This window comes from Paenibacillus athensensis, assembly GCF_004514475.2.
Classification (GTDB): domain Bacteria; phylum Bacillota; class Bacilli; order Paenibacillales; family NBRC-103111; genus Paenibacillus_AL; species Paenibacillus_AL athensensis.
On sequence record NZ_MYFO02000002.1, the window covers coordinates 21,327 to 35,523 of the forward strand.

The window sequence follows — 14,197 nt, forward strand, 5'->3', positions numbered from 1 at the left end:
ATTGTTGGGGCGGCTGCCGACCTAGGGCGCGGCTCCGTCTGTGACGTTACAACTGCGAGGCGTTGTCGGCCAATTCGACGAGCTCCACGATAAAAATCGAGCCCTTGCCCAGCTCCGTATCGATCACGACTTTGCCGTGATGGGCCTCCACGATTTCCTTGACGATGGAGAGTCCCAGTCCGGTACCGCCGATCTTGCGGCGATCGGAATTGTCCACGCGGTAAAAACGCGTAAACAGCTTGTCAAGGGCGTCGGACGGAATGCCAAGTCCGTAGTCCTGAACCTTGATCAGCACTTTGCCGGCGTCGTCTGTCTCCACGTAAATGTCGATTTGATGTTGTCCCGGCGAATATTTGATCGCATTGCTGATGAGGTTGTGAAACACCTGCTTGAGCCGGTCTTCGTCACCGTGCACATAGACGCTGCGCGTCGGCGCATGCAGTCGGGCTTTATGATCGTCCTTGCCCTGCCACTGATCGACGATCTCCTTGAGCAGCAGCACGGCGTCGAGTGTTTTAAAATGAAATTCCTGCCGCCCCGAGGTCATCCGCTGCAAATCGAGGAAATCGTTGATCAGATTGGCGAGCCGGCTGGCTTCCTTGCGGATTGTTTCGATGTAACGCTGCCGCTTGTCTGCAGCAACCTCGCGCGTGGCCAGGATTTCAATAAAGCCTACGATCGACGACATCGGCGTGCGGATTTCGTGCGAGATGATGCTGACGAATTCGTTCTTGATCTCGTCCATCCGTTCCTCGTCCGTGCGGTCGCGAAAGCCGAACAGATGGCCGCGGAATTGGCCTTCCTCTTCGCCGGGAATCGGGCTGACGTAGCATTCGTAGTAGCGGTTTTCTTCATGATGCGTCAGCACGGAAATCCGTTTGCTGAACACCGGGATGTTTTCTTCACAGTACGCGGTAATCAGCTCCGATAAGGTGCCGCCCTCCAGCAGCTTCATGCCGGTGCAGTAATCGGCAAACCGCTGTCCGCTCAGCAGCGGACGCTCGAAGTATTGCTCCAGACGTTGGTTAGCGAACACGACCTGACCGGCGATGTCGCACATCACGATCGCTTCGCGGCTGGATTCGAGCATGCGCTCGATAATTTCGCTTTGCTCGGCGATGGTGCGCTTGGCGTCTTCGCTTTCGCTGAACAGATGCTTGTAGCGCTGCTCGCTGTCGGTTACCTGCCGGTAGAGGACGGCGATGTTCATGTACATTTTGGTAAATTCAAAAATCATGGCAGCCAGCACGATATTGCTGCAAACGAAGCTGTTCCATTTGGCTACGTACCAGCCGAGACTGAAGCGGTGACTGGAATACATGGTAATGGATATTTCCAGCAGCGCAGCGAGCAGCGCGACGGCGAGCCAAGCGGTGCCGACCGTACGTCCGCGGGTCACGGCCATAAAGCTGATCAAGGCGACGATCGTCAGCAGCAAAATAACCGTAGAGACGCCATAGACAAACAGCGGCGTAAATCGGCCGCTGACAACGAGCGGGGGCAAGTAATCGTGAAGCTGCGTCGCAGCTGCTGTAATCAAGCTGACGCCTAGCATCACGGCGGGGATGGACAGGAGAATGGCTCTGCGGGCCGTGCGCGGTCTAAGCCGCGTATGGCGGTGGCGTCGCTCGACGCCAAGATAGATCAGAATGGCCAGCGGCAGTCCGGCGTGCCACAGGCAAAAAATCCAGATCGCCGACTGCGGCCCGGCCCCGAACAGGCCCGTTTCCGAAAACAGGTGGGGGAAGGTTAGCAAATACGGCACGATGATGCAGCCCGAATACAAATAATACACGGCCAGCACGAGCAAGCCGGGCGTTCCGCTGGCGCGGAATTGGCTGTACAGCACGTAAGCGGTGATCAGCTCAAAGCAGATGACGGTGGAAAAAATCGCCGCTTGAAACACTTGAACCTCAAGCAGCTGAACGGAAGCGAACGGCAGCGAGGCCAGCGAAATCAACAGCAGGATCAGCGCGACGGCGAGGGCGAATTTTTGCTGGGAGCGGTTGATTTCCAGGGTAAGCAGGTTGTTGACCGGCGCTTCGGCCACGGGTGGAACTTTCATGACGACCTCCCCAATCGGCTGCGTTTGCAAAAGGCTTTGCTGGACTAATTCGACAGACTGGGGGGAAATCCTTGCGGTGGGGATAAATCGTCTGCGTGGAACGGATTAAGCTTCTTGTTAGGTGATAAATACGGGAATTTTAACAAAAGCTATACGATATTCGAGGTATCCAAGGGAGGATTTTGCTTGAAAAATCAAGGAGTATTGTCCATTTTTGCATTGGGGGGCGTGAATGAGATCGGGAAAAATATGTACGCCGTGCAGATGGGGGACGATATTGTCGTCATCGATTGCGGTTCGAAATTTCCTGATGAAAGCTTGCTCGGAATCGATCTGATCATTCCCGATATTGCGTATTTGCTGGAAAATACTTCGAAAGTCAGAGGTCTGCTCGTCACCCACGGCCATGAGGATCACATCGGGGCGATTCCCTATGTGCTCAAGCAGTTGAACATGCCGATTTATGCGACCAGGCTCACCTTGGGTCTGATCTCGGCGAAGCTGAAGGAGGCGGGGCTGGCGGGCGATGTAAAGCTGCATGAAATCGATGCGTCCAGCGAGGTGCAGCTAGGCGCGATGCGCGCGACTTTTTTTCGTACGAATCACAGCATCCCCGATTGTGTAGGGATTGTGTTCCATACGGCGCAAGGGGTTGTCGTGCATACCGGGGATTTCAAATTCGATCTCACTCCGGTTGGCGGACAATACCCGGATTTGCATGCGATGGCCGACATTGGTAAGCGCGGTGTGCTGGCGCTGTTGTCGGAAAGCACGAACGCCGAGCGTCCGGGTTTCACGCCCTCAGAGCAAGTTGTCGGCGAGCATATTGAGGAAGCGTTCCGTAAGGCCGAACAAAAGGTGTTTTTGTCCACGTTCGCTTCGAACGTGAATCGACTGCAGCAGGTGGTCAACGCTGCGGCAGTGACGGGTCGCAGATTGGTTTTGCTCGGACGCAGTATGGTCAATGTCGTGCACACGGCGCGTGAGCTTGGTTATTTGCATATTCCCGAAGGGATGCTGGTTGAGCCAACAGAAGTGAACAGCTTGCCGCCCAAACGGGTAGCCGTGCTATGCACCGGCTCGCAAGGAGAGCCAATGGCAGCGCTTGCCCGTCTGTCAAGCATGAAATACCGACAGTTCGAAATTTCCCCCGGGGACACGGTGATTTTGTCGGCGACGCCAATTCCCGGCAATGAACGCAGCGTTTCGGCGATCGTCGACAATTTGTACCGATTAGGGGCCAAAGTCATCTACGGCTCGGGCTCGGTGACGGGCATGCATGTGTCCGGTCATGGTAGTCAGGAGGAATTGAAGCTGATGCTATCGCTGATGAAGCCGACATATTTTGTGCCGATTCACGGCGAATACCGGATGCTGCGCCAGCATGCCTTGCTGGCTGAAGCGGTAGGGGTCAAGCCCGAGCATATTTTTATCCTGAAAAACGGCGAGGTTCTTGATATCGAAGCAGGCCAAGCAGAGCAAAAGCGCAAGGTAACAGCTGGTAATACGCTGGTTGACGGCTACGGCATCGGCGATGTTGGCAATATCGTGCTGCGGGACCGCAAGCATTTGGCCGAAGACGGCATACTCGTCGTCGTGACGACGCTTAGCGACAGCAAAATCGCCTCGGGGCCGGATTTTATTTCCCGCGGCTTTGTCTACGTGCGCGAGGCAGAGGCGCTGTTAGACGAAGCGAATCGTCATGTCACGCAAAAGATCAAGGAGCTACTGAGGGAGAATGTAAACCAGTGGAACACGCTCAAGCTGGCCATCAAGGAGACGCTTGGACGTTATTTGTATGAAAAGACCGGGCGGAGGCCGGTAATATTGCCGATATTGCTGGAGGTTTGAAGCGGAGGCTGCGAAGCTGTAAGCTTCAGACAAGTAAAAGAAGCCGTAGACCGAATGAACGAATCGGACTGCGGCTTCTTCAGCTGCATCAAGGAAAGGGGATATGGAAGACGAGGGCATAAAACACAGTCATCGCAACGGAAAGGACGTAGGCTGCCCGGGCGTGGCGGTGGTGCAGTAACAAGATCGGAAACATCGTGGCGACGAAGAAGCAAGACCAGGCGTAGCTCCAGCCGCGATGGTATTCAATGACATGGCCTTTCCAGGCGGCAAATTCAACCAGCCAATAAATAAAACACCATTTCAATACTTGCACCCAAATTTTCGTCGGCGTCCGCTCCAGCTTGTCCAGAAACAGCATGACTGTGCAAGGAAACGCGATAAACGTAATGACCAATTCGGCGATCTTATGATGCCCGAGCAGGCCAGGGTTATACTCCCACAGCAGGTTGTCTTTGACAATGAAATAATACAACAAATTGCACAGCACCATAAATGAAACGGTGGCATTGTAATTTTTCCAGTTTCTATAGGCACGTTGCTTCCAAGTGGAGACGACTGCGGCGAGCGTAACGCCGACAATAAACATAAGCCACCTTCTTCGTCCATAATTGGATTTATTTTTTGTACATGGCTATGTTTTATACTTGGAGAAAAAACTGAGAAAAATCCTGCGCGGCAAATTCGCGGCCCGTTATTCGCTGGTCCCTGACAGGTTAGGATAATGCGGTCATGGACCGATGAAGTCTAAACTAAAGGGCATGAGCTCGGTACGCTACCGAACGCATGCCCTACAGGCTGCTTAAATAAATACTGTCTAGCTTATTTGGAGGCGCTGACCGTTTCGAGGTCCTTGACGCCTTGGTAGATCAGGTTAAACAATTCTTCCAGACCGGCTTCCTCGATGCAGGAGAAGGCGACGCGCAGATCGGTTTGACCGAGAGCGATTGTGCCTACGCCGTATTTGTCGAGCAGGTGGACGCGTAGCGTTTCGGCGTCGACGGTTTTCAGCTTGAGGCACATGAAGTAGCCCGAATTGAACGGATAGTAGCCCCAGGCGTCGTCGAATTTGCCGCTGTCGAGCAGCGCTTTGGTGCGGTTGGCACGGCCTTTCATGATGTCGAATTTTTCTTGCTTTTGCTGCTTGAATTCCGGTGCGTTCAGCGCGCGCAGCACAAATGTCTGCGAAGGGTGCGGCCCGCTGGAAATCGTGGCGCGGATGATGCCGAGCGTTTTTTGCTCCAGCGCCGCAAGCAAAGCTTCACTGCTGCCGGCGTAGGTGATGAACCCGACGCGGAAGCCCCACACGTATTCTTCCTTTGTGGCGCCATCGACCTTGACGGCCAACACGCGCTCATGAAGTCCCGCCAATCGGCTGAACAGCGATTCCTGCAAGGAATCCTCGAAGAACAGCCCGAAATAGGCGTCGTCGGTCAATACGACGACATTGATGCCCGCTTCGGCCGCATCCTTGATCGCAGCGACGATGGCTTGGCCTTCGTCCGCGTTCGGCGTGTAGCCGGTCGGATTGTTCGGGAAGTTGAGCACGACAATCGCTTTGCCGCTGGACTGCTGGGCGAGCAGTGCTTCGCGCAGACCCTCGGCGTTAAACGCGTTGCGCTCATTGTAGAGCGGGTAGTTGACGATGCGCGCACCGCGGCGGATTTCGAACGTCAGCTCGTAGTTTTCCCAGTTTTTATCCGGCAAGATCACGGCGTCGCCGGCGTCGGCGAACAGATCGGCCGCGATGCTGAGGCCGTGGGTCAAAGCGTTGGTGACAATCGGATTGCCGAACAGCTTGCCGGCAAGGCCCGGGTTTTCCTCCAGCATCTTGCTGCGCCATGCCGTGCGCAGCTCGGGCTTGCCTGCAGGCGGAGCGTATTCATATATATCTTTGGGCGCGTAGGATGACAGTGTATCTTGGATCACCTTCAGGTGCATCGGTTGTCCGCCTTCTGTCGCAATGCCGATCGTCGCGTTGTACTTGCCGGCCTTCGTCTTCGCTTCCGCAGATTGGCTCAGGATGCCAACCTTGGGGAAGTAAATCGACTTGCCAAGCGCGGAGAGCATTGCGTACACATGGGGATTTTCGCGTTCCAAGATTTCGTTTAACTGTCGGGCCAAAGGGTTCATGATTTCGGTCATTCCTTCCAAATGGGCTTTTCATTTTAGGTGTTATTATAACACTTCTCCAAGGGCGCGTCATCTTGTCAATTGAAAATTTCTCTCAATGGAAAAAAGCCCTGGAGAATCGCTCCATTTTACATATGCAGCGCGGTTTTTCGCGGTGCGTTGTCCGGTGGAAGGAATGGCTGCTTGCTGGGAAAAAGGTGCTGGTCGACGGGCAGGGTGCCGTTGATGACGCTCGGATGGCGCGCCGGCTGCACGGCGGTGCCATGCTCGTCAGCGCTGCGGCCGATCGCGGGCGACGGCTTTAAGTCGGAACGGCAGCGCCGCGTCAGGCGCGAGCGGACGAGAGTTGCAGCGTAGCGGGCGGACAAGGACGCACGGCGGCGTTTTTGGCCGGCCGCACCTAGCGGCTTAAAAGGCTTTCCAGACGTGCCTTGACCTGCGGCCATTCGGCATCGGTAACGCTGAACATCACGCTGTCGCGGACGTACCCGTCGTGAAGCACGCGGTGCCGGCGAAGCACGCCTTCGCGGACGGCGCCAAGCCGGGCAATCGCCTGCTGCGAGCGTTCATTGCGCAGATCGGTTTTGAGCTGCACGCGCACGAGCTTGAGCTGCTCGAAGCAGTGGCGCAGCAGCAAATATTTGCACTCCGTGTTGACGCGGGTGCGCCAGACGCCGGGATGGTACCACGTATGACCGATTTCGAGCTGCCGGTGGTCTGCCAGGTAGTCGAACAGCCGTGTGCTACCGACGATTCGCTGCTCGCTGCGGTCATAAACAACGAAGGCGAGGGCCGTGCCGAGCAACTGGTCGCGCTGTGCGGCTGCTACATAACGTTCGGCTGAACGCAGGTCTGTAACGGGCTCCATCCAGCTCCAGATGTCGGGGTGCAGCGCCGCTTGCAGCAAAGCTTCAATATGAACGGTTTCCATCGGAATTAATTGTACGCGTTCTCCCTCCAAGACGACGGGGATGAGATTCATGGTCATTCGCTCCTTTGATGACAGGTGTAATAAGGCGATGTTTGTTGCGTAAGGCTACCGAAGCGGTCAGACTTGCCGTGGCTGCTGCGTGAGCTGCGCAAGCTGTAACAAGCAGACAGCGGGCCGCTGCTGAAGAGGGCCGGTCTCTAAACAGGGATGTCGTTTGTGCTTTAAAGGGGGCGGCGACGCAGTCGTTTAGAGAGGGGGGACCCGTGCGCATTTGACGGCAGCAACTGCTATGACAGTCATCTTACATGTAAAATGGACTTGAAAAAAGATCCAATATCGATGAAAATTTATATACCAATTAAGTGAGGCAAGGAGGGGAGCGAGATGGATTTTCATATCCCGTTTGCGACATATCGGTTGAGGCACAAAAGGAAGCTTGCTGCGCTGTACCATGCGCTGCGCGATGGCATCGCCGCCGGGAAAATCGCGCCGCTGACCAAGCTGCCTGCCAGCCGAGAGCTGGCTGTCATGTACGGCCTGTCGCGCGGCACTGTCAATCAGGCGTACGAGATGCTGACTGCCGACGGCTATGTGCAGGCAGAGGTCGGTCGCGGCACCTTCGTTACCTATAGCGGCCGCTGGACGGATGTTCCCGCGACCGCTGCCGTGAAGCTGTCGTCGTGGGGCGTCCGGGTGAGCGGCGCTGAGGCAGGGGGAGAGCAGGAGCAGGAGCGTGAGCATGGGCAGGAGCGAGGGCGAGGGCGAGAGCAGGAGCAAGAGAGAGGTTGCGAGAGCGCAAATGGTTGGCACGCTGGCGGATCGAACGTTACTTCAGATGCAGTGGCCTTCGATCAGGTGCAGCCGGATCTGCGGCATTTTCCGTGGCCGGAGTGGAACCGACTGATGTTTGCCGAGGTGCGGCGCTTGCGCGAGCAGCCCCACGAGGAAGCGCCCGCCGAGGGCGACGCCGCGCTGCGCGAAGCGGTGGCGCTGCATTTGCGGCGGATGCGGGGAATCGACGCGCCACCGGAGCGCGTCGTGATTGTCAATGGGTCCATGCAGGCGATTGCCCTGCTGACCCATCTGCTTGTGGAGCCGGGCGATCCGGTTATTGTGGAGCGTCCCGGCTACTTGGGCATCGAGCGCGCGGTGCGAGCGGTCGGCGGCTGTCCCGTGCCCGGCGTTGTGGACGGGCACGGGCTTGTGCCGCAGCCGTGGGCGGCGCGGCTGCTGTTTGTGACCCCCGGCCGACAGTTCCCGACGGGGGCGGTGCTTGCGCCGGAGCGGCGGCAGGCGCTGCTTCGCTGGGCGGCGGAGCGCGAGGCGTTAATCGTCGAAGACGATTACGACAGCGAGTTCCGCCATCGCGGGCGGCCGCTGGAGCCGCTCAAGGCGCTTGACCGCGAAGGGCGCGTCGTGCATCTCGGCACGTTCTCCAAGACGATGCTGCGCCAGCTGCGCATCGGTTATGCCGTGCTGCCGGAGCCGCTGGTCGCGCCCTTCTCGCGCGCGAAGCGCCTGTTCGAGCCATATCCCGCCGGGCTGCTTGAGCAGCGCACACTCGCCGCGTTCATGCAGAGCGGCGGCTATGAGCGGCACCTGCGGCGGATGCGGCGCGTGTATGCAAGCAAGTTTTTTCTCCTGAAGGGGCTGCTTCAGGAGCATCTGTCCTCGCTGTTTGATTGGGTCGAAAGCGATGCAGGATTGCATCTGTTCGGGTGGTGGCGGGGCGACGCGGCAACGTTCTCGGCTTATGCAGCCGTTTGCCGTCAGGCAGGCGCGGCTTGGGAGACGACGATGCCGCCTGCTGGCGAGGCAGGTCGCTATGGAGCGCGCTTCGGCTTTTCCCATCTAAGCGAAGAACAGCTGCGGCATGGCGTTGGCGTGCTGTGCGAGGTGTGGGCGCGCAGACAGGCATGGCTCTAGCCGCCGCCTTCCGACCGCGGAGTCCGGGCAGTTGCACACTGGCGGCTGATCTCGGAAATCCGGGCTCAGGCGAGGCGAGCTCTGGCCGCTGCGTCCCGCCAGCCGCGTCTCAGCGCCGTGGCGTGGCTGCTGCGTCTGACAGCCGCCGTAGGGCCGGCACCTCGCTCACGGTAGTCGCGCGCGGAGCGGATGTCTTGGCCGGCACTTTTGTAGGGGACAGCAGACGGGGCCGGTGCAGGGGTTCTTTTGGAAAGTGAAGAAACGTATTCTCGACCGGCCCCGCATATGAGCTGTGCGCACGGATTTTTTTGGTCTGCGGCTTTTGAGCGCAGCGCCCTTGCGCCAGCTCCGCAGCCCCAAGCAAAACCTGCAGATCTTGCCGGAGCAGTTGGCAGCCGAAGGGCCGGGATCGACTTTTTGACGTGTGGAGTGGATCATTTGCCGTTTTTGTGAAAACGCTTTGCTGTGCTATGATACGAAAGAGGAAGCATCATCCATTTTTCAGTCAGGGAGGAATCGGTATGGCCGGAGCGATTGGTGGAGGCACCAGTATTATTGTGCGTCTGGAGATGAATAAGGAGCTTGTGACGTTTGGCCATATTGCAACGGCGGTTGGCGAAGCCGGGGGCGATATTGTAGCGGTGGACGTGACGCGGGCCGGCAAAACGGCCACGACTCGCGACATCACGGTCAACGTCAGCGATACGCAAACGGCGGACGACGTCGTCAGCACGTTAAGCAATCTGAACGGCGTGCGCGTGATCAACGTCTCTGACCAGACGTTCCTGATGCATCTCGGCGGCAAAATCGAAGTCAGTCCGAAAATGCCGATCAAAAACCGCGACGATTTGTCGCGCGTTTATACGCCGGGCGTGGCCCGGGTGTGCATGGCCATTCACGAGGATCCGCTGAAGGCGCATTCGCTGACGATCAAGCGCAATACGGTAGCAGTGGTGTCAGACGGGACGGCTGTGCTCGGTCTGGGCAATATCGGTCCCAAGGCAGCGATGCCGGTGATGGAGGGCAAGGCGATGCTGTTCAAGCAGATGGCCGGAGTTGACGCTTTTCCGATTTGTCTCGATACGCAGGACACGGAAGAAATTATCCGCACGGTCAAAGCGATTGCTCCGGTATTCGGAGGCATTAATCTGGAGGATATTTCCTCACCGCGTTGTTTTGAAATCGAGGAGCGGCTGATTCAGGAGCTGGACATCCCTGTTTTTCATGACGATCAGCATGGTACGGCGGTGGTGCTGCTGGCGGGCTTGCTGAATGCGGTCAAGCTGGTCGGTAAACAGCTGGAGGCGTGCAAGGTGGTTCTGACCGGCGTTGGGGCGGCGGGGATTGCCTGTACGAAAATGCTGCTGGCAGCCGGAGTGACCCGGATCATCGGCGTTGACCGGCACGGCGCGATTGTCAAGGGCGAGACCTACGCCAATCCGGCGTGGGGCTGGTATGCCGAGCATACGAATCCGCAGGAGCAGCGCGGTAGCTTGAGCGAGGTGATAACGGACGCGGATATTTTTATCGGGCTGTCCGGTCCGGGTGTGCTAAAGGTTGAGGATGTGCAGCGAATGGCGGCTGATCCGATCGTGTTTGCGATGGCCAATCCGACGCCGGAAATCGCCCCTGAGGATGCGGAGCCGTATGTGCGCGTAATGGCGACCGGACGCTCCGATTATCCGAATCAGATCAATAACGTGCTGTGTTTTCCGGGCATGTTCCGCGGGGTGCTGGATTGCCGGGCGTCGCGGATTACGCAGGAGATGAAGCTGGCTGCGGCCAAAGCGATTGCTTCGGTCGTCAGCGACGAGGAATTGAACGAAATGTATATTATTCCGAGTGTTTTTAATCAAAGCGTGGTGGAAAAAGTACGCGAAGCCGTCATGGAAGCGGCCTACGCTTCGGGCGTGGCGCGCCGGCACAGCGGACGCGAGGGGCAGGAGTAGGCTGCACGGGACGCAGCCCAGCGTGGGTGTCGGGCGTTGCAGCGTCGCAGGCGATGCGCGTCCAAGCCGTGCCGGGAGGGAAAGCGGCTGCGCGTGCCGCAGGCAGAATGGGGCTGCGCGTGCCGCAGGCAGAGTGGGGCTGCGTGTGAGGCGGTCAGAGTGAGGCTGCGCGTGCCGCAGTTCAGAGTGAGGCTGCGCATGCCGCAGGCAGAGTGCGGCTGCGTGTGAGGCGGTCAGAGTGCGGCTGCGTGTGCCGCAGTTCAGAGCGCATGCATCAGGGCTGGGCGTGTAGCAGGCGGAGCGCGGCTGTACGACGAATGCGTGCGGCGCATGGCGTGCTGCTGAGCGACGCAGTGCGGTGTAGCTGCTATCGCTGCGTCTGGCAGCAGCTCGTGCAGGCGAACGCTGCAGCAGACCGGCATGCCGGTGTTTTTTTCGTGTCAAGGGGGAAGTGTTTTGCTGCATATATCGGCCGATCGTTTCGGGCTGCTGCCCGCTTTTGCCAAAATCACCTGTGAACCGGGCTGGAAATGGGCAAGGCGGGAGCACCCGATGAGCAATTATGATTTATTTTACGTATGGGGTGGCGAAGGCGAGCTGTGGCTCGGAGAGACACGATATGCGCTGGAGAGCGGAAGCTGTCTGCTGTTCCGGCCCGGCGATCATACGTGTGCGTCGCATAACCCGCAAAAGCCGCTTGTGCTCAGCTACATTCATTTTACGCTGGAGGGTGGGGACGAGCCGCAGCTGGTCCCTTCTCCGTACCGAGTGCTACGGGACAGGCAGCTGATGGAGACGCTGCTGGCGCGTTATGTGCGCTTGCGGCTGTCGGGCGGCTTCGGAGCCGAAGAAGAAGCGAAGCTGTTGCTCAAGCAGATGATGATTCATCTGCTGCGCGAGGAGCGGCAGGGGACAAGCGAGCAGCGGGCGGAGGAACGGACGGGGCTGGAGGAAACGATTCGCGAAATCGCCAATTTCGTGCGCCAGCATGCCGCCGAGGCGCATACGATTGAGGCGCTGGCCGAGCGGGCCAACCTGTCGCCGCGGTATTTTTCGCATAAATTCAAGCAATTGATCGGCCAGTCGGTGCAGTCTTATGTGATTCGGGCGCGGATCGAGCGGGCGGAGCATTTGCTGCATTATGCCGGGATGAGCGTGACGGAGGTCGCCGAGGCGCTGGGGTATCGCGACGTGTTTTTTTTCAGCAGACAGTTCAAGCAATATACGGGCAAAAGTCCGTCGGCTTTGAAGTAACGGGCCGGCGGGCTTAGTTTTGTTTGTCCGGATCGGATCGGATCGGATCGGATCGGATCGGATGGGTTCCTTCGGACGCGTTCAAAACGGGTTGAGCACATGGAAAAACACATTCGGCGTCGCCATCCGGTAATAGTAGCTGCACCAGCCGACGCCTTGGCCGTTAAAACGGTTCACCGGGCTGTACGGGAGCCGTTCCTGCTCCAGCTCCTCGATTCGCGCGATCCGGCCTTCGGTATAGTCGCTCAGCCTGCGCGCAGCGGACTCCAGCCTGCTGATGACCCCGCCGTAGCGGATGTCGAGCACTTCCCAGCCAAACGGCTTAAAGCGGCTCAGCCACTGGCGGCGGTGGGCTTCGCGCAGCTCACGGACGGCTTCGGCAATCTGCGGCAGCTTGTGGCGGGCGGCATGGCGGAGCGCATCGCGGTCGCCTTGATCATAGGCACGCTTGAGCGTAAGGCCAAGCTCGCTTTTGTGCTTGAGCACGGCACAAAGCTTTTCGGGCATTTCGAACAGGCCGGGGACGCCGCCGGCTGTAGCTGTTTGTGTATGGGCCTCACGCAGCTTGCTTTCCAATTGTTCGTAATGCGCGTTCAGCGGCAATCCGTCGATTTGCCGATCGAACAAGCCAAGCAGTACGTCTTGATAAAGCAAAAATTTGCTCGGATTGCTTTGCTTGCGATTATCCGGCTCGGAGCCCGGCGTTTCGTCCAGCTCCTTCAGCAGCAGAAATGCTTCGGCGTCAATCCCCGTAATCAGCTTCACCCGCTGTGCTATGACCTCACGGTCAGGACGCTCTGCGCAATAGGCGTGCTCGGCGTACAATTGCAGTCCGAGCAGCGCCGCGAACGGATGGCCCTCGTTGCCGTCGTCGCCCCATAGCGTGGCATAGGCCTCGCGAATGCCTTCCTGCTTGCAAACAAGCAGCGCTTCGTCCGACGCCTTGAGCGACAAGCCGTAGTTGACGCCAAACGTATTGAATATCCATACAGCCCCCGCAAAAGCCAGCGGGCAGCCAAGCGGCCGATGCGCAGCGATCAGCTTGCGGTAGTCCTCCGGCTCCGTATGAACATAATCCCAGTAGACGAGGGTTGCGTCTTTGGGTATCCGGTTGGCCATTGCGGCCGGAATTTGCGTATCCGTATCGTAATAATCGCTGCCGGTGGCCGAGGCGAGCTTGAGAAACATATCGCTCCATAGCATCGGTGCCAACCCCTTGCGCCGGGTGATGTCCAGTACGACGTCGAGGTGGCGGCTCATCAGCTCGAAGCGTTCGACGTGGCCAATGCGCTCCAAATACGCCCCGCGCCCGAGCTCTTCGGCTTCATCCATGCCCAGGTGAACGGTGCGGCTGCGAAACGGCGTGCTGACCGCTTCGATCATTCGTTCGACAAGCCGGTTGGTCTCATCCTGTCCGACCAGCAGCGCGCCTTTCGTATCCCGGTAGGGGCGGGCTGCGTCCCACTTCAGAAATTCCTCCAAATGCGCCAGCGTCTGCATGCACGGAATGGCTTCAATGCCGAACAAATCCGCACAATCGTCAATCGCCCGCAGCTCCTCCTGCGTATACCGGCCCCGCATGTAGCCGAAATACGGCTCGCTTTCTACCACATACGTATCCTCCATATAGAGCAAAATGGTATTCATCCCCATCAAGGCCAGCATCGGCAGCAGCTCGCGAAAACCGTCCACCGTCAGCACCGCGTTGCGCGACAGGTCGAGCATCGGACCGATACGGTCGAAGCGGCGAGTTTCCTGCAGGCAAAAAGGCGTCGTGTCCGGGCTGCGGTATCCCGGTTCCTGCTGCGCAATTGGCTGTGTCGATGGAGCGAATGTTTGCGCAGCCGACTGCGTCGGCGTTTGTGGGTTCCACATCTGGACAAGCAGACTGATTGCGCGGAAAAATAAATGCTTGCTCCCGTAGCGAATCACGGCGGCGCTTCCATCCCAGCTCACCTCCAGCGCTTCGGGCGATTGCAAATCGGCTTCAATGCGCAGCGGGATTCCTTCCGGCGCAATCGACAGGCCGATGCGCGGGGCGGCCAGCGCAAATCCGGGCTGCAGCTCCTCCGGCAATTCATTCAACAT

General features: G+C 58.3%; 10 protein-coding genes. 5 read left to right on the forward strand and 5 right to left on the reverse strand.

Going from position 1 to position 14,197, the window contains the following annotated elements:
* Positions 1 to 46 precede the first annotated feature (46 nt).
* Positions 47 to 2,065: an MASE4 domain-containing protein gene (locus B5M42_RS04170; RefSeq protein WP_134754813.1), complete on the reverse strand. Its 2,019-nt coding sequence runs from the start codon at positions 2,063 to 2,065 to the stop codon at positions 47 to 49.
* 186 nt (positions 2,066 to 2,251) lie between these two features.
* On the opposite strand from B5M42_RS04170, the gene B5M42_RS04175 reads away from it, so the two are divergent.
* The gene (locus B5M42_RS04175) at positions 2,252 to 3,916 is read left to right on the forward strand and encodes a ribonuclease J (protein ID WP_268999074.1); all 1,665 of its coding nucleotides are present in this window, start codon (positions 2,252 to 2,254) and stop codon (positions 3,914 to 3,916) included.
* A gap of 88 nt (positions 3,917 to 4,004) precedes the next feature.
* Here the strand turns inward: B5M42_RS04175 and B5M42_RS04180 are convergent, their stop codons facing one another.
* Together B5M42_RS04180 and B5M42_RS04185 are read right to left on the reverse strand one after the other, a co-directional pair.
* Positions 4,005 to 4,505, reverse strand: coding sequence for a CBO0543 family protein (locus B5M42_RS04180; protein WP_134754812.1), 501 nt, complete (start codon positions 4,503 to 4,505; stop codon positions 4,005 to 4,007).
* A gap of 233 nt (positions 4,506 to 4,738) precedes the next feature.
* Positions 4,739 to 6,049 carry an aminotransferase class I/II-fold pyridoxal phosphate-dependent enzyme gene (locus B5M42_RS04185; RefSeq protein WP_134754810.1) on the reverse strand — a complete coding sequence of 437 codons (1,311 nt, stop codon included), beginning with the start codon at positions 6,047 to 6,049 and terminating at the stop codon, positions 4,739 to 4,741.
* Positions 6,050 to 6,123: 74 nt separating this feature from the next.
* Here B5M42_RS04185 and B5M42_RS04190 point away from each other — a divergent pair, with 74 nt between their 5' ends.
* Positions 6,124 to 6,354 (forward strand): hypothetical protein, encoded by a 231-nt coding sequence (locus B5M42_RS04190; protein WP_134754808.1) that lies wholly within the window; start codon positions 6,124 to 6,126, stop codon positions 6,352 to 6,354.
* A 95-nt stretch (positions 6,355 to 6,449) separates the two neighbouring features.
* On the opposite strand, the gene B5M42_RS04195 is transcribed toward B5M42_RS04190, so the two are convergent.
* Positions 6,450 to 7,031 (reverse strand): GNAT family N-acetyltransferase, encoded by a 582-nt coding sequence (locus B5M42_RS04195; RefSeq protein ID WP_134754806.1) that lies wholly within the window; start codon positions 7,029 to 7,031, stop codon positions 6,450 to 6,452.
* A 333-nt stretch (positions 7,032 to 7,364) separates the two neighbouring features.
* Between B5M42_RS04195 and pdxR the strand changes: the two genes are divergently transcribed.
* From pdxR to B5M42_RS04210, 3 genes are all read left to right on the forward strand, one after another.
* Positions 7,365 to 8,906, forward strand: a complete 1,542-nt coding sequence (gene pdxR, locus B5M42_RS04200; RefSeq protein WP_134754804.1) for a MocR-like pyridoxine biosynthesis transcription factor PdxR — start codon at positions 7,365 to 7,367, stop codon at positions 8,904 to 8,906.
* Positions 8,907 to 9,427: 521 nt separating this feature from the next.
* Positions 9,428 to 10,855 (forward strand): NAD-dependent malic enzyme, encoded by a 1,428-nt coding sequence (locus tag B5M42_RS04205; protein WP_134754802.1) that lies wholly within the window; start codon positions 9,428 to 9,430, stop codon positions 10,853 to 10,855.
* Between the two features lie 456 nt (positions 10,856 to 11,311).
* Complete coding sequence (locus B5M42_RS04210; RefSeq protein WP_134754800.1) at positions 11,312 to 12,109, forward strand: helix-turn-helix domain-containing protein; 798 nt, start codon at positions 11,312 to 11,314, stop codon at positions 12,107 to 12,109.
* 81 nt (positions 12,110 to 12,190) lie between these two features.
* Here the strand turns inward: B5M42_RS04210 and B5M42_RS04215 are convergent, their stop codons facing one another.
* Entirely contained in the window at positions 12,191 to 14,197 is a 2,007-nt protein-coding gene (locus tag B5M42_RS04215; protein WP_407946113.1) for a beta-N-acetylhexosaminidase, read from the reverse strand.

Coding starts and splice junctions, on each gene's coding strand:
- B5M42_RS04185 (WP_134754810.1), bottom strand. CDS start 6,049: ATGAACCCTTTGGCCCGACAGTTAAACGAAATCTTGGAACGCGAAAAT.
- B5M42_RS04205 (WP_134754802.1), top strand. CDS start 9,428: ATGGCCGGAGCGATTGGTGGAGGCACCAGTATTATTGTGCGTCTGGAG.
- B5M42_RS04170 (WP_134754813.1), bottom strand. CDS start 2,065: ATGAAAGTTCCACCCGTGGCCGAAGCGCCGGTCAACAACCTGCTTACC.
- B5M42_RS04195 (WP_134754806.1), bottom strand. CDS start 7,031: ATGAATCTCATCCCCGTCGTCTTGGAGGGAGAACGCGTACAATTAATT.
- B5M42_RS04215 (WP_407946113.1), bottom strand. CDS start 14,197: ATGTTGAATGAATTGCCGGAGGAGCTGCAGCCCGGATTTGCGCTGGCC.
- pdxR (WP_134754804.1), top strand. CDS start 7,365: ATGGATTTTCATATCCCGTTTGCGACATATCGGTTGAGGCACAAAAGG.
- B5M42_RS04180 (WP_134754812.1), bottom strand. CDS start 4,505: ATGTTTATTGTCGGCGTTACGCTCGCCGCAGTCGTCTCCACTTGGAAG.